The sequence below is a fragment of the Limnospira indica PCC 8005 genome, assembly GCF_000973065.1.
Taxonomy (GTDB): Bacteria; Cyanobacteriota; Cyanobacteriia; order Cyanobacteriales; family Microcoleaceae; genus Limnospira; species Limnospira fusiformis.
In genome coordinates, this window is record NZ_FO818640.1 from 3,777,483 (window position 1) to 3,798,957 (window position 21,475).

At 43.6% G+C, this 21,475-nt stretch carries 17 protein-coding genes and 1 pseudogene; 9 read left to right on the top strand and 9 right to left on the bottom strand.

The features are described from left to right. Positions 1-10: 10 nt before the first annotated feature. The 5 genes and pseudogenes from XZ46_RS16480 to XZ46_RS36865 all read right to left on the bottom strand — a co-directional run bounded on the left by XZ46_RS16480 (position 11) and on the right by XZ46_RS36865 (position 4,662). A pseudogene (locus XZ46_RS16480) lies at positions 11-1,875 on the bottom strand (EAL domain-containing protein). Beyond that, positions 1,872-3,104 carry an ATP-binding protein gene (locus XZ46_RS36850; RefSeq protein ID WP_006624804.1) on the bottom strand — a complete coding sequence of 411 codons (1,233 nt, stop codon included), beginning with the start codon at positions 3,102-3,104 and terminating at the stop codon, positions 1,872-1,874. The pseudogene XZ46_RS16480 and the gene XZ46_RS36850 overlap by 4 nt, the downstream one beginning before the upstream one ends. 33 nt (positions 3,105-3,137) lie before the next feature. Then, positions 3,138-3,563: a histidine kinase dimerization/phospho-acceptor domain-containing protein gene (locus XZ46_RS36855; protein WP_157234541.1), complete on the bottom strand. Its 426-nt coding sequence runs from the start codon at positions 3,561-3,563 to the stop codon at positions 3,138-3,140. Positions 3,564-3,957: 394 nt separating this feature from the next. Beyond that, complete coding sequence (locus XZ46_RS36860; protein ID WP_008055066.1) at positions 3,958-4,434, bottom strand: PDC sensor domain-containing protein; 477 nt, start codon at positions 4,432-4,434, stop codon at positions 3,958-3,960. 21 nt (positions 4,435-4,455) lie between these two features. Further along, complete coding sequence (locus XZ46_RS36865; protein ID WP_008055064.1) at positions 4,456-4,662, bottom strand: hypothetical protein; 207 nt, start codon at positions 4,660-4,662, stop codon at positions 4,456-4,458. A gap of 169 nt (positions 4,663-4,831) precedes the next feature. On the opposite strand from XZ46_RS36865, the gene XZ46_RS29960 reads away from it, so the two are divergent. The 4 genes from XZ46_RS29960 to XZ46_RS16515 all read left to right on the top strand — a co-directional run bounded on the left by XZ46_RS29960 (position 4,832) and on the right by XZ46_RS16515 (position 8,589). Beyond that, positions 4,832-5,140, top strand: coding sequence for a hypothetical protein (locus tag XZ46_RS29960; RefSeq protein ID WP_006624800.1), 309 nt, complete (start codon positions 4,832-4,834; stop codon positions 5,138-5,140). A gap of 1,022 nt (positions 5,141-6,162) precedes the next feature. Further along, positions 6,163-7,374, top strand: coding sequence for an IS200/IS605 family accessory protein TnpB-related protein (locus tag XZ46_RS35470; RefSeq protein WP_048895141.1), 1,212 nt, complete (start codon positions 6,163-6,165; stop codon positions 7,372-7,374). A gap of 268 nt (positions 7,375-7,642) precedes the next feature. Next, entirely contained in the window at positions 7,643-7,993 is a 351-nt protein-coding gene (locus tag XZ46_RS16510; protein ID WP_006624796.1) for a YtxH domain-containing protein, read from the top strand. Between the two features lie 92 nt (positions 7,994-8,085). Next, on the top strand, positions 8,086-8,589 hold the full coding sequence (locus XZ46_RS16515; protein ID WP_006624795.1) for a hypothetical protein: 504 nt from the start codon (positions 8,086-8,088) through the stop codon (positions 8,587-8,589). A gap of 289 nt (positions 8,590-8,878) precedes the next feature. Here the strand turns inward: XZ46_RS16515 and argS are convergent, their stop codons facing one another. After that, positions 8,879-10,636, bottom strand: a complete 1,758-nt coding sequence (gene argS, locus XZ46_RS16520) for an arginine--tRNA ligase (protein ID WP_146743214.1) — start codon at positions 10,634-10,636, stop codon at positions 8,879-8,881. 304 nt (positions 10,637-10,940) lie between these two features. Here argS and XZ46_RS16525 point away from each other — a divergent pair, with 304 nt between their 5' ends. Then, a complete protein-coding gene (locus tag XZ46_RS16525) occupies positions 10,941-11,888 on the top strand; it encodes a calcium/sodium antiporter (protein ID WP_006624793.1) in 948 nt (315 codons plus the stop codon). A gap of 126 nt (positions 11,889-12,014) precedes the next feature. Here the strand turns inward: XZ46_RS16525 and XZ46_RS16530 are convergent, their stop codons facing one another. Then, the gene (locus tag XZ46_RS16530; protein ID WP_006624792.1) at positions 12,015-12,701 is read right to left on the bottom strand and encodes a late competence development ComFB family protein; all 687 of its coding nucleotides are present in this window, start codon (positions 12,699-12,701) and stop codon (positions 12,015-12,017) included. Positions 12,702-13,056: 355 nt separating this feature from the next. Here XZ46_RS16530 and XZ46_RS16535 point away from each other — a divergent pair, with 355 nt between their 5' ends. Beyond that, a complete protein-coding gene (locus tag XZ46_RS16535; protein ID WP_006624791.1) occupies positions 13,057-14,067 on the top strand; it encodes a pentapeptide repeat-containing protein in 1,011 nt (336 codons plus the stop codon). A 44-nt stretch (positions 14,068-14,111) separates the two neighbouring features. Here the strand turns inward: XZ46_RS16535 and XZ46_RS16540 are convergent, their stop codons facing one another. After that, the gene (locus tag XZ46_RS16540) at positions 14,112-14,675 is read right to left on the bottom strand and encodes a Uma2 family endonuclease (protein ID WP_006624790.1); all 564 of its coding nucleotides are present in this window, start codon (positions 14,673-14,675) and stop codon (positions 14,112-14,114) included. Positions 14,676-14,808: 133 nt separating this feature from the next. Here XZ46_RS16540 and XZ46_RS16545 point away from each other — a divergent pair, with 133 nt between their 5' ends. Next, positions 14,809-15,747 (top strand): UDP-glucuronic acid decarboxylase family protein, encoded by a 939-nt coding sequence (locus tag XZ46_RS16545; protein WP_006624789.1) that lies wholly within the window; start codon positions 14,809-14,811, stop codon positions 15,745-15,747. A 107-nt stretch (positions 15,748-15,854) separates the two neighbouring features. Beyond that, positions 15,855-17,228, top strand: a complete 1,374-nt coding sequence (locus XZ46_RS16550) for a UDP-glucose dehydrogenase family protein (RefSeq protein ID WP_006624788.1) — start codon at positions 15,855-15,857, stop codon at positions 17,226-17,228. 192 nt (positions 17,229-17,420) lie between these two features. Here the strand turns inward: XZ46_RS16550 and XZ46_RS16555 are convergent, their stop codons facing one another. Further along, positions 17,421-19,013: an NAD(P)H-quinone oxidoreductase subunit 4 gene (locus XZ46_RS16555; RefSeq protein ID WP_008049674.1), complete on the bottom strand. Its 1,593-nt coding sequence runs from the start codon at positions 19,011-19,013 to the stop codon at positions 17,421-17,423. Between the two features lie 360 nt (positions 19,014-19,373). Between XZ46_RS16555 and XZ46_RS16560 the strand changes: the two genes are divergently transcribed. Beyond that, positions 19,374-21,446 (top strand): NAD(P)H-quinone oxidoreductase subunit 5, encoded by a 2,073-nt coding sequence (locus XZ46_RS16560; RefSeq protein WP_008049675.1) that lies wholly within the window; start codon positions 19,374-19,376, stop codon positions 21,444-21,446. Positions 21,447-21,475 lie beyond the last annotated feature (29 nt).

A 21,475-nucleotide genomic window follows, 5' to 3' on the forward strand; every position in this document is an offset into this window, starting at 1 on the left:
TGTTTCAAGTTTAACATAAGATTCTCTGTTTGAGCAAGTTCTCAGCAATGATGCTTTCCACTGGCTTAGAAAAATAGTAACCTTGTCCTTGGTCACAGCCTAAACTGCGAAGTTTAGCGAGTTGTTCGGCGGTTTCTATACCTTCCGCAACTACGCTAATTTGCAATTGATGAGCGAGGGTGATAATGGCATCAACAATTTGTAGGTTTTCGTTAGGTGTGCCAATACAAGTAATAAATGAACGGTCAATTTTTAAAGTGTTAACGGGAAACCTATGTAAATAACTTAGGGAGGAATAACCGGTGCCAAAGTCATCCAAACTCAAATGGATATTGCGATGAGTAAGCTGTTGTAAAAGTTGTCTAGCAGCTTCGGGATTTTCGACGATCGCCGTTTCGGTTATTTCCAGCTTTAGGTAACAACTTTGAAAGTTATTTTTAACCAGAATACGGTCGATTTCTTCAATCAAATAAGGCTGAGTAAACTGCTTAACTGACAAATTAACACTCATCCGAAACCCGTGAGTAATTAACCCTTTTTTTTGCCACTCATTTAACTGTTTAGTTTAACCGCCTGGTCTAAAACCCATAAACCAATAGGAATAATTAACCCAGTATCTTCAGCTATGGGAATAAATTCGGCGGGGGAAATTATGCCATGTTCGGGATGATGCCAACGCAAAAGGGCCTCAAAGCCTATGACGGAGCCATCTGCGAGTTCAATAATAGGCTGATAGTTGAGGACAAAGTGATTATTTTCTATTGCTAATCGCAGTTCATTTTCTAGTTGAAATCTGCGATGAGCATCATCGTGCATTGTGCCATCAAAAACCCGATAGCAGCCGCGACCTTGACTTTTTGCCTTATACATAGCAATATCAGCATCCCGCAAGATTTGTTCGGGTTCTGTGTATTCTGATGTACCGATAACAATACCAATACTAGCCTCTAAAAACAAGTCTTTATCATCTAGTTGAAACGGCCAAGTTAAGGCTTTTTGTAGGCGTTTAGCAATATTGGTAACGGCTTGGGGACTCTCAATATTTTCCAGTAAAATTGTAAATTCATCTCCTCCAAATCTCGCCAAATTAGTGGGAGACATTTTTAAGGTTAATTGCAACCTTCTGGCTAAGGAAATTAAAAGGCGATCGCCAGTTAAATGTCCGAGGGAATCATTAACGACCTTAAAGCGATCGCAATCCCAAAATAACACCGCAAAGCGATAATCTGGATTTTGTTTAGTTTGGGATATCGCTTGCATCAATTTATCCATAAAAAACACACGATTAGGTAAACCCGTTAGTGCATCATGGGAAGCCATGTGTAGCAGCTTACTTTGTGTTTGTTGGTGATGAAGAATCTCCCTCTCTAAAAGACTATTCATTTTTTTTAACTCTTCATTAGCGGACTCTAGTTCTTCAGTTCGTTGTAGAACCCGCTGTTCCAGTTCAGAATTAAGGCGCTGAATTTGCTTCTGAGCCTGTTTGAGAGCAATCTGATTTTCAATGCGAGCAATAACCTCCTCAATATGAAAGGGTTTAGTAATATAATCAACCCCGCCGACCTCAAAGGCTTGAACCTTATCAAAAACCTCATTAAAAGCACTAATAAAAATTACCGGGATTCCCCGTGTGTTTGGTTCAGATTGCAGTTGTTTACAAACATCATAGCCACTGATTCCCGGCATATTAATATCCAGCAAAATCAAGTCTGGAGGACTAGCTTTTGCTCCCATTAGTACCATTTCCCCGCTAATTGCACGCCGGACTTGATGACCGCGTTCTTCTAACAAATTTGTCAAAAGATTAAGGGTTTCCAGAAAGTCATCAACTATTAATATATGACCAGGAATAATATTCACCTCATCAGATTTCATAACTTCAATGCCGATTGGGTCAAACTAAGAATCATATCAAACCGCACCCTTTCAACCAAATCAATTAAACTCTGCTTCAATGCCAGTTGGTCTTCGGAAATCTCTTCAAGAAGTTGTAGAACTAGCTTATCATCTAATTCAGTAGCTGCCTGGTGAAGTTGCACAACCCAGTCTGTTGGCATCACCATCAAACAATTCGCCTCTAAGGGCTGATGTTGAACCACACGCGTAGGTTGAGAGCTTATCTGTTTTTCATAAATATAGCGAACACCTAGATGTTTAGCCATTTTCTCAAACAAAATCTGTTCTTCAAAAGGTTTGCGGACAAAATCATCACATCCAGCGGAGAGGACAACTTCACGTTCTTCCTCAAAGGCGCTGGCGGTGAGAGCAATAATCACGGTGGCTTGACCCTTTAAATGGGATTTAATTCGTTTAGTGGCTTCGTAGCCGTCCATAACTGGCATTCGCATATCCATCCAAATTAGATGAGGTTCCCATTGATTCCAGATGGCGATCGCTTCTTGGCCGTTTTCAGCTTCCAGTACCTCAAACCCTACAGGAATGAGGAATTTAACCAAAAGCTGTTGGTTACTTTCGCGGTCATCGACCACCAAAATCCGATATTTCGGTTGATTCGGAGCCAAGGAAACAATCTTTTGAGCCAGGAGTTGACTGCTTGATATTTCTTCTGGGTATCCTAAATTTACCTTGATATTAAATTTAAACACACTACCGACCCCTCGTGTACTAGATACGGAAATATCACCCCCCATTAACTGGAAAAATTCCTGACTAATCGGTAAACCTAAGCCAGTTCCTTGCTGATATTTTCGGCCAGTTTCCGTCTGTATAAATGGCTCAAAAAGCTGGTCTATATCTTCGGGTGCAATACCGGGTCCGGTGTCTTCTACTGTGAACTGTAAAACCATCTCCGCTTCCTGTTGGTTATCAATTTGGCTAGGTGGGTCAATAACTTCGCTGTGGAGAGTCACAGAGCCACTTTCCGTAAACTTCACGGCATTTCCGATTAAGTTAATTAGCACTTGTCGCAGTTTCCTTTCATCAGTTTTGATATAATGGGGGAGAGTCTGCGATCGCACAAAAATTAATTTTAATCCCTCCGCTGCGGCTCTGATAGAGAACATCTCCTCTAAAGAATCTAGTAAACTCCACAGGTCAAAGTTATTCTGATTAAGGGAGATTTGACCAGCCTCAATTTTCGACATATCTAAGACATCATTAATTAGTTGCAGCAGATGTTACCCACTGCGTTGAATAATGCACAGATGCTCTCTAAAATTATTCGGGTTATGGTTATTTTCTAAGCTAATTTGGCGCAGCATCAGTTGAGTAAAACCAAGAATTGCATTTAATGGGGTTCGCAGTTCGTGGCTCATGTGAGCCAAAAATTGGCTCTTAGCTTGATTGGCAACTTCGGCGTTTTCCTTGGCTTTTCGGAGTTCTGCTGTCCGTTGTTCGACACGAATTTCTAGGGTTTCAAATAATTCTTGTAGCTGGCTGCTCATCTGGTTAAAAGTTTGGGATAATTTCTTGACCTCTCTGATTTTTTTAATATCGACTCGATGGTTGAATTCTCCATTGGCGATCGCTTCACTAGCTTTAATCAATTGTAAAATCGGTTCTGCGACCCAACGGGAAGTGTAAACACCAAGGAAAATTGCCACAATTAAAGTTAATAAACATAACAACAACGTTTAACGAGCGTTACTGTGAATCCTCTCCATAAAATTCGACTCAGGAATTACCACGACAATTAACAAATCTAAACCTAGATTATCCTGATATGGTAAAACATGTAAAAAGTAGCGATCCTGATGTATTATTAACCTTTTGTTAAAACTTTAATTAATATTAAATAAACTACCACAATTACCAATTAAAAAACTATAAACTTCTCGGCTTAAATTATCTTGGCTAGAATCAATATATATTCGGGATGCTTGTTTATTTTAAATATGAAATGGCTGTGCCATTGTAGAACTAGCTACCACTAATCCAGACCTTTCTACAATCAAAATTCTACTATAATTACAAACATCTAACGATTGCAAAAAATCACTAATTTTGTCCAAAAAAAAGTTGCTGACAAATACCCCAATTATTTATTTGCCCTTGAGGATTCCTCACGGCTACACTAGCAGCTAAAGCCATTTTCGGATAGGCATGATAGGAAAAAATATCCCCCCACACCCCATGCCCAGAGGCGATCGCCGCCTGATACCATGTCCGACTTTTCACCGGAAAATCAGGTTTTTCATTGACCATTACCAGAGGATTTCCTGATTCATCCAAGCTAAAAAATTGAATGTTGCCATTAGTTTTTTCTCCGGCAATCATTAAGTGAGGTTGTTTACCGTCAATGCGTGCCAACCCGACAAATTCACCAGTGTCACTGCCCCAAAAAATCGAGTCAATTAAATCAAAATGCTCTAATTGGCTCCTAAACAATTTTTGCATTTGTTGACCATCTTGCCAATCCAAGTTATTGGATAATACCTGATCGCGATTAAGTTGATTAATCAAATTCGGAGTCATCAAGAACTGATCAAGTTGATCCTAAATCCGATTAGTAATTTCATCCTGAAGCTGATTGACGGCTTCATTAACAGCTTGATCGCCATTACTCCAGGACAGCCACCCAGTTAAGCCAACAGCGACAAAAATCTGAGTGACAAAAGGAACAATCAGAAAAAACTGTAGTGGCAAATGGTCAAAAAAATTACGGAACACTTTGAATGGTTCTCCCCAAATACCAATGCTCATGACCAAGCAGGTTAACTGCTGCGGCTCTGCTCAGGCATCAAGTCAACTTAAAACTAGGAATAAATACTAAGGATGCTTGACTACTGCTATTGTATCAAAATTCACCGGAAATGGTTTAAATTCAACAAGTAATCTTGTATAATGTCTGGTATGTAACTGAACCAGAAAAATGTGGATTGTTGTTTTAATGAATGTCACCATTGCCATAGGCTGTTTTTCTTTGGCCAGACGGACTTGGAGACTTCATTATAGACTAGAACGCCTAGAACGCCGGATACTTTTACTAGACCGACGGGTAAATACGGTTCTGCAACAGACGACCCATGTTTTTGAAAAGCAACAGGTCGTCAGTTCTAATCTGAAACAGCGATATTCGCGTCTTGAGGTCCAAATCCAACAGCTTCAGAAAATATTAACCCTGGTAAATTTGGGCCTAAGCCTGTGGCGGTGGCAACGACGGAGGAGACCTGCTCAGTAGTATCTAAATTTTCTTTCGTTGTTATGGTCGAAAGGGAAGTCACCTTCGCCAACTCCAATTCCAAACCGTGCTTGATACTTTCACATCACACGGCTCCTAATGTGAATACCCTATTGTCAGTAGGAACGGGACTACAACCCCCCGCTTTATGACTTCAACTTTCAGAGCTATATGACATACGTAGTCTTTAAACTCGCTTTCGCCGTAGGACTCCTACTTACCGCAGTCTCTATATCCACACCGTGACTAGTGGGCATATCCTAACCATTACAGTTAGGCATTAGCTTTCAGTCACATCCTTTCCCCTTAAAGGTATACGCTTACACTTTTGACTACTCAATAGACACAACACTACTGAGAGCCTAAAAGGGGTTTAAACGTTCCGTTTATACGGGCATTCCATCTTTAGACTTGTCCTATCCACCGGGTTACTTAAAAAGGTCTGTGTAGGTAGCGTGCTCAGACTCCTACTTTTCTCCTTACTCTTTTGAGTGCAGCGTATCAACCTATTTCGCTACTTACTATTGACGATGGTTCAAGTCGGAACATTCAGATTTCCTTAGTCATGGATGGTTGGCAGTGGTCGAGTGAGAGGTAGGTTCCCCTATTACGCCTTCCGTTCCCCGCTTCAACCCTAGGAGTGTGAATCCTCAAATTGGGGGTGGCTATCGCCGTTACTCTATCCCATAATCGCCCCAAGTGGGTTTAATACTCCTCCTAGGTATACTTGGACGGTATATTGCGATTTCTTAAAATGGGATTGACCTTGAGTTCCCTGCCTTGCTTAGATTTCTCCAAGCGTTGGGACATATAAACAGTTATGGGATGGTCAGGGTACGAGTCCCTTATATTTCACCAAGGTGTGAAAGTCCCACTAGGAAGTTATTTCAGGCATTGCAGCCCTATTTCACTCCTAAACGTCTCGCACGAACAAAAATAGCGATGCATTCCCCCACCTCGCCGAACGGCAGGTGGGGGTCAAGGAGCCGCCGATCTGACAAACCTTGGGTTATCATACCGTTATGGCACAAACCACATCAATCATCCGTACAGACCGATGGAATCTTAACCCGACAGCAGCAGCGCGAGTGCTTCTGAGCCAAACGGTTGAGGTCTCCCTAGGTGTCTGTCGGCATTTGATGGGAATTCTCTTAACCCATTGGCCGTCTATCGGAGGGTTATCGAGTCAAAAACGGGTTCTAGCCGTTGAGAAACTGATTCACCAAACCGCCAAGAACCCCAACCCCAAATACTGGCAATTTGACCAGACCTTTTACAAGTTCCCCAGCTACTACCGAAGGGCTGCCATCGTCTTCGCCGCTGGCCAAGTCAGTAGCTACATGACCCGATATCGGGAATGGCAATCGGGAACTCGTCAACGTCGGGATGCTAAACCTCCCGTACTCAATCCCAACAGTGGCTGTTATCCGACCCTGTATAAGGGTCAGTGCTATAAACTCCATGGCTATGACCGCATCGACATCAAGGTATTTAACGGAACTGATTGGGTCTGGACTACCATTGAGATAACCAGCCTACGAGAACGGCATACCGTAGATAGTAACAAGCTGCTGTCACCGTCCCTTATCTTCAATGAGCAGAAAAAAGCCTGTCATCTCTCAGTTCCATTTGAGTGTCATCCACCTCAACGGGAGGGAGAGGGTCGAGTTGTAAGTGTTGACCTGGGTATCAACACCACCGCTACTGTGGCAGTCGTGAATTTTGACGGCACTGTAACCTATCGGGAGTTTATTCACCCAGCCAGAGACATAGACGAAGTCGCCGCAGCCGCTGGAACCTGCGTCCAGCGGAACGGCGACCGTCGAGATAAGCGGCTGAAATCGGTATCTAAACGAGCTAGTAAGACAATGGGGCTAGGTGGAAGTCTCCAGAAAGGCTTCTGCTCTCATACCTACCGCAAATGCCGTAATATCAACCGTCAAATTGGGCAGATTGTCTCGAAGCGTATTGTGCAGATTGCCCAACAGTTCAATGCCGATGCCATTGTCTTTGAGAACCTGAAAGGATGGAAGGCTAAGGGAGGGCGCAAACGCTCCTTACTGCGCCAACGCTTTCATGGATGGCTCAAAGGGATGATTCGAGATTTGACCGAGATGAAGTGGCAAGAAATAGGCGGTAAGGTCATTGATGTCGTAGCCGCCTATACCTCAAAACTGGCTTATGACGGCAGTGGAGTCGAAAGGGCGAGACGGCCAAAACTATGCCCTGGCTAAATTTTCCTCGGGCAAGCGATACAATGCCGACCTCAATGGGGCGCTCAATATTGCTGCACGAGGTATTCTTCAGCTCACTCGCCGAAAGGACAGTGAGGAGCCCTCGAGCCAAAGTTCGAGGGCGATCGCCTAGAAGCTGGGCTTGTTTGTGTGACCTGTGGACTAGCACGGTTCCAGGTTAGCACCGACACCCCCACCTGCCCAAGGCAGGTGGGGTGAGCTTCATCAGATTGCCTAAAATTATATGTACAGATATTGATCAGAAAATATGTCAAAAAACCGTTCTGGATTATTTGTTAGCGGTCTAGTGATTGGGTCTGCCCTTGGTACAGTAGTCGGTCTACTGATTGCGCCGCGGTCTGGTCGCGAGACTCGAAAACTATTACAAAAATCGGCGGCGACTCTCCCGGAGTTAGCGGAAGATGTATCAACCACAGTGCAAAATCAAGCTGAACGAATGTCAGCATCAGCTTTGCGTAGTTGGGATGATACGCTAGTGCGACTAAAAGAAGCGATCGCCGCCGGACTAGAAGCGAGTCAGATGGAACGTCAGACTCTATCGGAACTTGAGAATCAGAATTTGGCTGAACCCCAGGAGACGAAAAGCGATCGCCGCTAAAAATAGTTATCGTGTTTGGAGCGAAGAGACACTAGCGATCGCCAGTTTCGATATCATAGTGTTGTCCGTTATCGCCGAATCCTACCATTGTTGTGCTTGATCCTATTTTTTGGCTAGGACTGTCCCTATTATTGGTTGCAGTCAGCCTGACCGCCTTATTAATTGCAGCACTCCCGGCGATACTCGCCTTGGGGAGAGCAGCACGCAGCGTCGAAAAATTAGCTGATACCCTGTCGCGGGAATTTCCTCCCACCCTAGAGGCTATTCGCCTAACGGGGATGGAAATTAGCGATCTGACAGATGATGTAGCCGAAGGAGTCCAAAGTGCTAACCAAGTAGTTAAACAAGTTGATCGCAGTATTAGCAGCGCTAAACAACAAGCGAAACAACTAAAAATCGGGACTGGGAGTATTGTCGCAGGTATCCGTGTCGGTTGGGGAACCTTCACGGGTAAAGGTCGCCCTTCCCACCAACCCAGTTTACCCCCAGAACGCTCCTCCCAGAGACTACCATCCGATCGCGATCGACTTCAATTAGGGGGAAACCCACCCTCCTATGAAGACTATGATTCTGAAACCCGACAGCCCTACGATTGAAAAAAAGCCATGGTAAATATCTAAGTAATTGACCAGTAATAATTATTGAATATCCACAGTTCCCAGCCCTAGCCATGAAAAAAGGGAACTTTCAAAAAAGTCCCCTATCAGTGTCCAGTCAAATATCGAGTAGACCACCCAATTTAATAGTCAGTCTAGTTATCCGTTTTTCCCAGTTAGGTAAAGGTCTTTTCGGATTCTATAAGTTAGATAATAACCCATAGAAGCACAAAAAACAAGCATATTGTGTGAACTTTATGCAAAAATTTGTAAAGTTTAGGCAAAGCCCTTACATTCGATCTAATACCGAAATCCCCAATAGGGATAGACCCAGCCTCAAAGTTTCAGCCGTTAAGTGACACAAAGCTAAACGAGAAGCGCGATCGCATTCATCAGCTTTCAAAACTGGACAGCGATCGTAAAACTGATTAAACTTCTGGCTCAATTCAAACAGATACTGACACAATCGATTCGGCAACAACTCTTGGGCTACCGTATCGATAACCTCATGTAATTGTAGTAAATGTTTAGCCAAAGTCAACTCAGAAGGGTCTTGTAAATGAATACTCGCCCTATCCCCCACCTGTTCAAAATCAATACTCCCCTTACGGCTAATCCCCTGAATCCGCACATAGGCATATAACATATAGGGAGCCGTGTTACCCTGTAGAGACAGCATCTTATCAAAACTAAAGATATAATCACTGGTGCGATTTTGACTCAAATCAGCATATTTAACCGCATCAATACCAACCACCTCCGCCACATGATGCACAAATTCTGGAGACTCTGCGCGTCCTTCCTGCTGTAGGCGAGTTTCCAAATCCTCCTGAGCGCGTTTAACCGCTTCGTCCAAAAGATCCCGCAGCCTGACCGTTTCCCCAGACCGAGTTTTTAGCTTTTTCCCATCCTCTCCCTTAACGAGACCAAAGGGAACATGGACCACATCCACCCCATCGGGTATCCACCTCACCCGACGGGCCACCTGCCACACCTGGGCGAAATGATTAGCCTGACCTGCATCAGTGACATAAATTAGACGAGTAGCACCTTCCGTGTTAATCCGATGACGCACCGCGGCCAAATCCGTAGTAGCGTAGTTATAGCCGCCATTGGACTTCTGCACGATTAATGGTAGGGGGTCTCCTTCCTTATTGGTAAATCCTTCTAAAAATACGCATTTTGCGCCTTGGTCTTCCACCAATAACCCAGATGCTTCCAAATCCGCCACCACTTCCGCCAACATGGGATTATAAAATGATTCACCCCTTTCGGTGAGTTTAATATCAAGGCGATCATAGATTTGTTGAAACTCCCGGCGAGACTGATCACAAAGTAATTCCCAGGCGCGGCGACTATCCTCGGATCCTGATTGTAAACGGACTACCTGATCGCGAGAGGCTTCTTTAAACTCTTCATCTTCATCAAACCGCTTTTTGGCTTGACGGTAAAACTCGACTAAATCCCCAATATCTAAAACGTCAGCAGTAGTTAAGGCTGAGGGGTATTTTTCCTGTAGGTAAGTAATCAACATCCCGAATTGTGTCCCCCAGTCGCCAACGTGATTCAGTCGTAGCACCTGATGACCTTCAAACTCTAAAATCCGGGCGATACAGTCCCCGATAATGGTCGATCGCAAATGACCAACGTGCATTTCTTTGGCAATATTGGGGCTAGAAAAGTCTACAATCACGTTTTGTGGGTTTCCATTCGGGGCGATTCCTAACCGAGGGTCAGTTAATTTAGCATTAAGTTGGGTTTCTAGGTACTCTGATTTGAGGCGCAAATTGATAAACCCAGGTCCGGCAATTTCTGGAGGGGAGCAGATATCATCAATTTGAAGATGCTCTATAATGGTGCTGGCTATCTGGCGAGGGTTACTTTTGAGCCTTTTGGTTAGGGACATGGCAACGTTGCACTGATAATCCCCGAATTTGGGGTTACTGCTGTTAACTATTAATGGATCAGTCCCGCTGACGGTTTCCCCAAAGGCATCAGTTAGGGCTGTTTCAAATCGCGATCGCATCTGTTGGATTAGAGAAGACATAATTTTCGGCTGCCGATTACGCAGTGGTTGGATTACAGAAAACATGATATTTTTTGCCGATTATATACAAATCGGCCCTTTGACCATCCCCAAGGGTGATCAACATCTATACTGGCTGATTTTATCGCATTAGGTCAACTCTTCGTTGTTTAGTTATGTGGATTTATGGACTATTAAATCCCGGTTTTTTCACAGAACAGAATCTATATTTACCCAAATATACACAAGCCATATAAAATAAAAATAAATTAAACCGCGCTCTCTTGGGGCTCACTATTTACTTGATGGACAACAGGCAGTCAAAATGTTAGAAGCACTTATTTGGATAGGGATTTTTGCAGTTAGTCTGGCGGTTCTCATCTATGCCTCGGATTCCTTTACAGAATCAGCTAGTAAACTGGGGCTATTTTTCGGCTTGAGTCCCTTTATTGTGGGCGTGACCATTGTGGCGATCGGTACCTCTCTTCCTGAACTGGTTTCTTCTCTGGTAGCCGTTTATCGAGATACATCAGAAATTGTAGCTAGTAATGTTATTGGTTCTAATATTACTAATATTTTTCTGATTGTTGGGGTTGCCGCCGTTATCAGTAGTCCGATGAAGATTAATTATGACCTGATTTCTGTGGATCTACCTATGTTGGTTGGTTCCGCTATTTTGCTCTATTTTACCATTAGTGATGATTTTTTCACCACCGGAGAAGCTCTGTTATGTCTCATCGGATTTGTGATTTATCTGGTTTATATTATCCGAGAAGGTCAAGAGGATAATGACCAGCAAATTGACGAGGAGGTGAACTCCACTCGATTTGTGATTGTGAATTTGGCGATTGTGATTTTGGGCGCGGTTTTTATCTTTGTCGGCGCTAACTATACCATTGAATCGATTATTAAACTCTCAGAAATTTTCCATCTGGGAACTGAGATTATTGCCGTTACTGTAGTGGCTTTAGGGACATCTTTACCGGAGTTGGTAGTCACTATTTCTGCCGCTCGAAAAGGTAATGCAGAAGTGGCGATCGGAAATGTGGTCGGCTCCAATATTTTTAACTCCTTAATCGTTATGGGAGTGCCGGGACTGATTAAACCGTTAGATATCCCTGATGAGATCTTAATTAATGCTCTTCCGGTCATGCTGGCGGCGACTTTACTGTTTTTCTTTGTCACCCAAGATAAACAGGTAACACAATGGGAAGGATTGCTATTTTTTGTGCTTTACGGTTGGTTTGTTGGTCACATTTTTGGCTGGTTATAAACTGTCCCCAGCAGAATAACTCCCCCAACCAATAGCCAGTCATCAGTAGGGGGGAGATTTTTCGCTCCTACTGATGATTAACAGAGGCGAAGGGAGTCTCAAGTTGATTTGGCTGCGTCAGAATCATCAGAGTTGGCTTTTTTTTGCCAGTTTAAGCTGTTCTTCGATTTGCTCTCGATGACTGACGGTGGTTTGGCGGGACTGTGGCCAACTGCGATCGCCTGTTTTCTCGGTTCCCGATGACTCAGAAGGATCACCGTTCAGCGTTTTGGCAATTCTAAGCTGCTCTTGAATCTGATCTCGGTGACTCAGAAGCGGTTCACGGGGAACTTTCCGACCCGCTACAGTTCTCCGAGGCGGAGGGGGAGGAGGAGTAGGAGAAGTCGGGGGAGATGCTAATGGTGCGATCGCATCCTTGAGCAGTTTAATCGCACTGTTACGAGCATCTGTTTGTTTCGGTAACAAATCTATTAGTTCCCGGATAGTTTGCTCGTACTGGACTTCTTCGGGAGATATCAACGGGGTGGATAATCTAATTGGATCTCGCTGAACAGCAGCGATCGCCTGACGCACCGTTTCTTGGATTTTACCCCTGTAGGTTTTCGCTCGTTGCTCCTGTTTGTTTCTACCCTCCTGACAAGACGCATACAACGGCGGCAGACGGTTAAGAGCATAGGTTGCTACTTCAACCCGACTAATATACTTTAGTAAATTCTGTGACAGACGCTGTAACTGACGATCAATTTCTTCATCTACCCAAATCTCCATCACATTTTGGTATTGTGGCGGTTTGTTATCGTTAGTAGTATTCATTTCATGAATTATATAGTAATAGTTCTATATTTAAATCAGTAGCATATTACTTGTGGATTGGCTCAATATTCTCTGTCTCCTTATCAAAAATTTACGCAATTTTGAGCAAATTTTATAAATCCCAGAGGTTTGTAAAGAACAACAATATAATAAGGGGTTATGCCCATCATGGGTATTACCACCCACCAAGACTGCGAGGACAAGTTACAGGACCATGATCTGATGAGCTGGCTAGTCACCTTGAGGGATGTACTTTTAGTCCTGATATTTATCGTGACAGTAGATTTATAATAGATAGTAAATTTGACTAACACCTAGTTAGTCACCATTTATACTCAATATATATTAACCAATTATGAATAGATTAAAATGGCAGTTGTCCAAAATCTTCAACCGCAGACAACTATCTAAACTGGTTAGAGCCTTAGCCCAACTACTCCGAGAATTGATAGAAATCGTGTTAATTTTAGTAGCTGTTTTCCTGTTAATTTCTGCAATCCTATATATAGAAGACACCCTACAAGCCAACACAGAATGGGGTAAATTCTTTATAAATGCCCTAGAAAAGTCCCGAATTCTTGGCACATTTGAAAGCATCAGTATTGTCACAGCATTAGTAATTTATGTCAGACAAGGAAAAAAGAAATCTCATTACGAAGCATGGCAAGTCATTGACTCAGCTCAAGGCATTAAAATTAGCCATGCTCGCATTAAAGCCCTAGAAGAATTATCAAAAGACGGAGTAAGTCTTAAAGGTTTATCTTTACCAATGGCTGATCTGGAACAAGTGACCTTGGTAGACACCGACTTCAAAGAAGCAAATCTAAAAACCGCTAAACTCCAGGAAGCCAACCTAAAAGGCAGTACCTTTGAACTCACCCAACTCCAAGGCGCTAACCTATGGAAAGCCAATTTACAGGAATGTTTTTTTCTGCTTACCCAACTCCAGAAAGTCAACCTAAATGCAGCCAACTTAGAAAATGCTGAACTTCAGGGAGTCAATTTATTAGAAGCTAATTTACAGCAAGCCAACCTACAGGGAGCCTATATTTTAGGAAACTTACAAGGAGCCAACTTTCAAGAAGCAAATTTAAAAGGTGCAAACCTTCAGGGAGCCTATCTTCAGGATGCCAACTTTAAACGAGCCAACTTGCGGGGAGTCAATCTTAAAGATGCCAATTTAACCGGGGTGAATTTTGAAGAAGCCAATTTACAAAGCGCTAACCTGCAAAATGCTCAGGGATTAACCCCCCAACAAATTAGAGTAGCCAAAAATTGGGAACAGGCTCGTTATTCTAAGACTTTTATCTTGAGTTTAGGACTACCTCAAGACTCATCATTGGTCAACCCAGAAGAGTTGACCTAAATCTACGATTATGGCAATAAAGATACCCATAAATTGGGGATAGTTCAATCAAAACTCAACCATCCCCAAATTTGATTGGGTGTTAATTCCAACTGGATACCATCCAAAACAGGTAGCACAGTATCTCCCTCATACAACTCTATTTTTTGTTCAGGAAACACCAGGATGACACTGCCATCTTCATCTGGATTAATTAACCATCCCAACTCCGTACCATTTCTTGAACACAATAACAACTTAGACAGAACTCTGGTCAAGTTTTGTTCTGGGGACAAAATTTCAATACACCAGTCAGGATATGTTTGAAAGCGATTAGCAATTCTCCCGGAAGGTTCGCGAGGAATCCTGGACCAGCGAAATACAGAAATATCTGGCACAATTGACCTGCCATCAAAAGTGCAGCGCAATTCAGGAAAAGCCTTAGCAATTTTCTGAGTCTTGGCTACCTGATTGATAGCTTCACAAAGATCGACTTGAATTGAACTATGTTCTCCCTGTGGCATAACTTTCTGAGTAATTTCTCCATTGATAAATTCTGAAGCTGGCTTAGTTTCCGGAAGTTTCAGAAACTCCTCCAACTCAAGCTGAGGTTGAGCAATTGTAATCATGTCAGTTCTGTTAAGAGTAAACTGGATTGTATCTTAGACAAGAGATGAGTTGGCATACATGGCCACCAAGTTAAGCCTAAACCAACTATAACATCTACAGTTTAGGACATTCAGCCAAGTAGGAGTTGAGGGTATGAGAATATTAGTAACGGGTGGAGCCGGATTTATTGGTTCCCATTTGATTGACCGACTAATGGAACAGAAACACGATGTTCTGTGTCTGGACAACTTTTTCACGGGGAATAAGCAGAATATTCTTAAATGGATAGGGAATCCTTACTTTGAACTGATCCGCCATGATATCACTGAGCCAATTCGCCTAGAGGTGGATCAGATTTATCACTTGGCTTGTCCTGCTTCCCCAGTACATTATCAATACAACCCGGTCAAGACCATTAAAACTAATGTCATGGGGACTTTGAATATGCTGGGTTTAGCCAAACGGGTCAAGGCTCGATTTTTGCTGGCTTCCACCTCAGAAGTTTACGGAGATCCAGATGTTCACCCCCAAACTGAAGAGTATCGGGGTAATGTTAACTGTATTGGTCCCCGTTCCTGTTATGATGAGGGGAAACGGGTAGCGGAAACTCTGGCTTTTGACTACTACCATCAAAATAAGGTAGATATTAGGGTGGCGCGCATCTTTAATACCTTTGGACCCCGTATGCTGGAAAATGATGGACGGGTGGTGAGCAATTTTATTGTCCAAGCTATCCGGGGAATTCCTTTAACAGTTTATGGTGATGGTTCCCAAACCCGTAGTTTTTGCTATGTTTCGGATTTGGTGGAAGGACTGATTCGCCTGATGAATGGGGAGTATATAGGGCCAGTTAATTTGGGTAATCCGGGAGAATATACGATTTTGGAGTTGGCTACCAAAATTCAACAGATGATTAATCCTGATGCCGAGATTCAATATAAACCCTTACCCCAAGATGATCCGAAGCAGCGACAACCGGATATTACCAAAGCCAAGAAGTATCTTAATTGGGAACCTACGGTACATTTAGATGATGGACTCGAGCTAACCATTGAAGATTTTCGGAGTCGGGTTATCCTTGAGAGTAAGTAGTTTAGGTAATTGCCGATTGATGGGTCTTCTACAATTCTAAATGGTTGTGCTAATAAATCATGGCACTGCTATAACTCCTGTTGTATCAATCATTTGAGGAAGTTTGTATGCGTGTTTGTGTAATCGGTACTGGATATGTGGGTTTAGTAACCGGGGTTTGTTTGGCTCATACAGGTCATGATGTGATTTGTGTGGACAACAACGAAGAAAAAGTTAAGTTGATGAAGTCGGGACAGTCCCCAATTTATGAGCCGGGACTTTCGGAGTTGATGAAGTCCTGTGCGGAGTCTGGGAAGTTGTCTTTTACTTCTGACCTGAAAGCTGGGGTTGAACATGGGGATATTTTGTTTATTGCGGTGGGAACCCCTCCCCTACCAACAGGAGAAAGTGACACTCGATATGTGGAAGCAGTGGCGCGAGGAATTGGCGCTAATTTGACCCGTGGATCTGGTTATAAGGTGGTGGTGAATAAGTCTACGGTTCCTATCGGTTCGGGGGACTGGGTGCGGATGATTGTTCTTGATGGTTTTACTGAACAACAAAAGGAACAAGGAACTTCTGGGTCGGCGGGAGAATTGCAGTTTGATGTGGTTAGTAACCCGGAATTTCTGCGGGAAGGTTCGGCGATTTTTGATACTTTTAATCCCGATCGCATTGTTTTGGGAAGCAATAGCCAAAAGGCTTTGGGTCTGATGCAGGAATTATATCAACCCATTGTAGACCGTAAATATGCTGATGATCCCGATTTACCTCCGGTTCCGGTGGTGATGACTGATTTAAGTTCTGCGGAAATGGTCAAATATGCGGCTAATTCCTTCCTGGCGACTAAAATCAGTTTTATTAATGAAATCGCCAATATTTGCGATCGCGTTGGTGCTGATGTTAAACAGGTAGCCACTGGTATCGGTTTAGACTCCCGTATTGGTAACAAATTCCTGCAAGCTGGTATTGGTTGGGGGGGGTCCTGTTTCCCTAAAGATGTCTCGGCTTTAATTCATACCGCCGATGATTATAATTATGATGCCAAACTGTTGAAATCAGCCGTAGAGGTCAATAATCAGCAGCGGGTAATTGCGATCGAAAAATTGCAGCAAGTTCTCAAAATTCTGAAAGGGAAAACCATTGGTTTACTGGGGTTAACCTTTAAGCCGGATACTGATGATATGCGGGATGCACCCGCTTTGAATTTGATTGAACAACTCAGCCGTTTGGGAGCCAGGGTGAAAGCCTATGACCCGATTATTTCCCAAAGCGGAATGCGTCATGGTCTGTCTAATGTGATGGTGGAAACCGACCCAGAATTGATGGCTGAGGGTTGTGATGCTTTGGTCTTAGTAACCGATTGGGAACAGTTCCAAAACCTTAACTATGCCAAAATGGTTAAATCTATGCACAGTCCTGTTATCATCGATGGTCGGAATTTCTTAGACCGCGAAAAACTCCAAGAACTTGGTTTCCAATATGTGGGAATTGGACACTAACTTATCATGAGTTAGTTTAATCTGCTAATTATCACTAATCAGAAAGAGATATATTGGATATATTGATAAATCTGGTTTCTCCCCAATTAAAAGACGGAAGATATTACCAACCTTCCGTCTTTATTTATTTGTTGATTTAGCGGTTAATTACACACGATTCTAGGCGTTAGAATCGTTAGTAGGTAGGAGAGCTTATACCGAGGTATCGGGGGCGATTTTGGGAGCTACAAACCCGCCTGAGTAAAGCACCGAACCGCGTTGTTGTTGAGCAAATACCGGGAAGATTTCACGGACTTGAGAAGCAACTTCAACAGTTTTTACATCATAGGTTTGAGTAGCTACTTTGGGATATAAACCAATCCCGATAATTGGTAATAGCAAACAGGTAGCAATCATCACTTCGCGAGGTTGGGCATCTCCCAGATATTTATCAATGTTGAATCCGCCACTATTTTCACCGTAGAAGACAACCCGCAATAGGTTCAGTAAATAAATGGGGGTTAAAATTAGACCGACAGCAGCTAAACCAATCACTACAATTTTGAAGCTGGAACTGTAGATATCGCTAGTTGTGATACCGAGGAAGATAGTTAATTCTCCGACAAAACCACTCATTCCAGGTAGTGCTAAAGAAGCCATTGAACCAGCAGTGAAGAGGGCAAACACTTTAGGCATATCCTTAGCCATACCGCCTAATTTTGCCATTGATAGGGTGTGGGTACGTTCGTAGGTAACACCTGCTAGGAAGAACAGCATGGCGGCGATTAAACCGTGGGAAATCATTTGCAGAACCGCGCCGTTCAGTCCCAATTCAGTTAAGGAAGCAATACCCAGGAGGACAAAACCCATGTGGGAGATAGAGGAACAAGCTAATCGACGTTTGAGGTTATCTTGAGCAAAGGCGCTTAATGCACCGTAGACAATATTAACCACTCCTAGAATTGCCAGAATTGGGGCAAAATACAGGTGAGCGTTGGGTAGCATTTCCATGTTCATGCGGATTAAGCCGTAACCACCCATTTTGAGCATAACACCCGCTAAAATCATTGATACAGGGGCGGATGCTTCGCTATGAGCATCAGGTAGCCATGTGTGGAGGGGGAAGATAGGGAGTTTGACGGCGAAGGCAATTAGGAAGCCTGCATACAAGAATAATTCTAAGGCTAGGGGATAGTTTTTGTGAGCGAGGGTGCTAATGTCGAAACTGGGGTTGGAGCCGTAGAATGCCATGGCTAGGGCGGCGGCTAGGATGAAGATGGAACCTAGGGCAGTATATAGGATGAATTTAGTAGCTGCATAGAGGCGCTTGGCTCCACCCCAGATGGAAATCAGGATATAAACGGGAACCAGTTCTAGTTCCCACATCAGGAAAAATAATAGCAGGTCTTGGGCTGCGAATACCCCCATTTGGGCGGAGTACAGCACTAATAAGAGGAAATAAAATAGTCTGGGCTTGTTGGTGACGCGCCAGGAAGCTAGAATAGCTAATGTATTAACGAAACCTGTTAGCACGATTAGGGGCATTGATAGGCCGTCTACTGCTACTGACCAGTTCATGCCTAATTGGGGAATCCAACTATAGGTTTCGGCTAGTTGGAATGTTGAATCGTTGAGATTGTAGTTAGAAAAGAAGCATACAATTGTCAGAACTAAGTCGAGCAAACCGACTCCTAGGGCATACCAGCGGATAGTTTTGCCTTCTCGGTCGGGAATTAGGGGAATGGCAAAGGATGCCAACAGGGGAAATAGGATAATTGCTGTTAACCAGGGAATTTGACTGCTCATGGTCAGTGTGTGAGAATAAATACCTATTGGTTGGTTGTTAGTGAATTATACTCAAAGAGTAAAGTTTTGTTAAGCCTTTTGGCAAATTTTGTTTCGAGATTGTCTGAATTCACTTGACAGTCAGGGTTTCAGGCTTTGTTTTTTTTTGTGTCCTGGGTGATCCTTGACTGTCAAGATTGATTATAGTCTATGGTTATAGGTATGTCAACTCATTTGAGTCTATTAAAAAATGGGGTCGGTGGACCACTTCTAGGGACTTTGGTTGAAAAAGATGGATATTTATTCAGAAGCGACAAACTCTGTGTCACAATTGGGATCGGTTTAACCCATTTGTTAAGAAGTATAAAGCTGTCATCAGTTATGGAACCCCTTTATCAATATGCCTGGTTAATTCCGGTGTTGCCCCTCTTTGGTGCAATGCTGGTAGGCATAGGGCTAATCTCATTGAACAAAGCCACTAACAAAATTAGACAGGGAAGCGCTATATTCCTGATTTCCCTGTTAGGTGCATCAATGGTTTTGTCCTTTGCTCTCCTAGCCAGTCAAATCAACGGCCATGAATCCTACACTCGTATAATTGAGTGGGCGGCGGCTGGAGACTTTAAAATCAGTATGGGCTACACAATTGACCATCTGACCGCTGTGATGTTGGCGATCGTCACGACTGTAGCCCTATTGGTAATGGTCTACACCGACGGGTATATGGCTCATGATCCAGGATATGTTCGTTTTTATGCCTATCTGAGCCTATTTAGCTCGTCTATGTTGGGTCTGGTAGTTTGTCCCAACCTGCTACAAGTCTATATTTTCTGGGAATTGGTGGGGGTATCTTCCTACCTACTGATCGGGTTTTGGTACGATCGCAAACCAGCAGCAGATGCCTGTCAAAAAGCCTTCATCACTAACCGTGTCGGTGACTTCGGTCTGCTGTTAGGGATCCTCGGTTTATATTGGGCGACTAACACCTTTGAATTTGAGTTAATGGGGTCTCGTCTAGAACACCTAGTAGAAAGCGGGTCCATTAGTGGGGCGCTGGCTGCTCTATTTGCCATCCTAGTGTTCTTAGGTCCCGTGGCGAAATCGGCTCAATTTCCCCTCCATGTTTGGCTTCCAGACGCAATGGAAGGCCCGACCCCGATTTCCGCTCTCATTCACGCCGCCACCATGGTAGCGGCTGGGGTATTCCTGATCGCCAGAATGTACCCGGTGTTTGAGGGTATCCCCGTGGTGATGACTACGATCGCCTGGACAGGTTGCTTTACTGCATTTCTAGGCGCTAGTATCGCTATCACCCAAAACGACATCAAAAAAGGACTCGCCTACTCCACCATTTCCCAACTAGGCTATATGGTCATGGCAATGGGTGTCGGTGCTTATAGCGCCGGACTGTTCCACCTAATGACCCACGCCTACTTTAAGGCAATGTTGTTCCTGTGTTCCGGTTCGGTTATTCATGGTATGGAAGCCGTAGTCGGGCACGACCCGGTTCTAGCCCAGGATATGCGACTAATGGGGGGACTGCGGAAATATATGCCCATCACTAGCACCTGCTTTTTGATTGGGACTCTGGCTATTTGCGGCATTCCCCCCTTTGCTGGCTTCTGGTCAAAAGATGAGATTCTCAGCAGTGCCTTTGCTTCTAATCCTGCCTTGTGGGTGGTAGGCTGGCTAACGGCTGGTATTACGGCATTTTATATGTTCCGTATGTATTTCAGTACCTTTGAAGGTCAATTTCGGGGTAATGATACAACCATACAGCAACAGCTAACGGCGGAGGCTAACGGCCCTAATTATGCCTTTGGTCCGGGTGCGATGAACCCAGAGGAACTACATAGCGATGATCATGGTCATGGTCATAATCACGGTCATGGTCATAGTGATAGCCCCCATGAGTCTCCCTGGACTATGACTATAGCTTTGATGGCTTTGGCTGTTCCCTCTGTGTTTATTGGGTTATTAGGAACTCCCTTTAATAACTATTTCGAGATGTTTATTCATGCTCCTGGGGAGTCAATAGCCGAGGTTATGGAACATTTGGCTGAGTTTGAACTCGGCGAATTTGTGATTATGGCGGGGAGTTCCGTTGGCATTGCTTTGATTGGTATTACTTTGGCATCCTTGATGTACTTGAAACATCAAATAGCTCCAAATGCGATCGCTAAAAAAATCCAACCTCTTTACCAATTCTCCCTAAACAAATGGTATCTCGACGATATTAATGACCTCCTTTTTGTCAAAGGAAGTCGCCGCCTCGCCCGTCAAATTCTCGAAGTTGACTATCGAGTTGTTGATGGTGCTGTTAACTTAACAGGTTTAGTCGCTTTAGTCACCGGAGAAGGTCTCAAATACTTAGAGAATGGTCGCGCTCAATTTTACGCCCTAATTGTATTTGTAGCAGTCCTCGGCTTTGTCGTATTTTCCGGCATTGGCTAACTGCAATTACCCCCGTGTTTCCGTAATTT

Coding starts and splice junctions, on each gene's coding strand:
- XZ46_RS36850 (WP_006624804.1), bottom strand. CDS start 3,104: ATGTCGAAAATTGAGGCTGGTCAAATCTCCCTTAATCAGAATAACTTT.
- XZ46_RS36860 (WP_008055066.1), bottom strand. CDS start 4,434: ATGACTCCGAATTTGATTAATCAACTTAATCGCGATCAGGTATTATCC.
- XZ46_RS36865 (WP_008055064.1), bottom strand. CDS start 4,662: ATGAGCATTGGTATTTGGGGAGAACCATTCAAAGTGTTCCGTAATTTT.
- XZ46_RS29960 (WP_006624800.1), top strand. CDS start 4,832: ATGTGGATTGTTGTTTTAATGAATGTCACCATTGCCATAGGCTGTTTT.
- XZ46_RS35470 (WP_048895141.1), top strand. CDS start 6,163: ATGGCACAAACCACATCAATCATCCGTACAGACCGATGGAATCTTAAC.
- XZ46_RS16510 (WP_006624796.1), top strand. CDS start 7,643: ATGTCAAAAAACCGTTCTGGATTATTTGTTAGCGGTCTAGTGATTGGG.
- argS (WP_146743214.1), bottom strand. CDS start 10,636: ATGTCTTCTCTAATCCAACAGATGCGATCGCGATTTGAAACAGCCCTA.
- XZ46_RS16525 (WP_006624793.1), top strand. CDS start 10,941: ATGTTAGAAGCACTTATTTGGATAGGGATTTTTGCAGTTAGTCTGGCG.
- XZ46_RS16530 (WP_006624792.1), bottom strand. CDS start 12,701: ATGAATACTACTAACGATAACAAACCGCCACAATACCAAAATGTGATG.
- XZ46_RS16535 (WP_006624791.1), top strand. CDS start 13,057: ATGAATAGATTAAAATGGCAGTTGTCCAAAATCTTCAACCGCAGACAA.
- XZ46_RS16540 (WP_006624790.1), bottom strand. CDS start 14,675: ATGATTACAATTGCTCAACCTCAGCTTGAGTTGGAGGAGTTTCTGAAA.
- XZ46_RS16545 (WP_006624789.1), top strand. CDS start 14,809: ATGAGAATATTAGTAACGGGTGGAGCCGGATTTATTGGTTCCCATTTG.
- XZ46_RS16550 (WP_006624788.1), top strand. CDS start 15,855: ATGCGTGTTTGTGTAATCGGTACTGGATATGTGGGTTTAGTAACCGGG.
- XZ46_RS16555 (WP_008049674.1), bottom strand. CDS start 19,013: ATGAGCAGTCAAATTCCCTGGTTAACAGCAATTATCCTATTTCCCCTG.
- XZ46_RS16560 (WP_008049675.1), top strand. CDS start 19,374: ATGGAACCCCTTTATCAATATGCCTGGTTAATTCCGGTGTTGCCCCTC.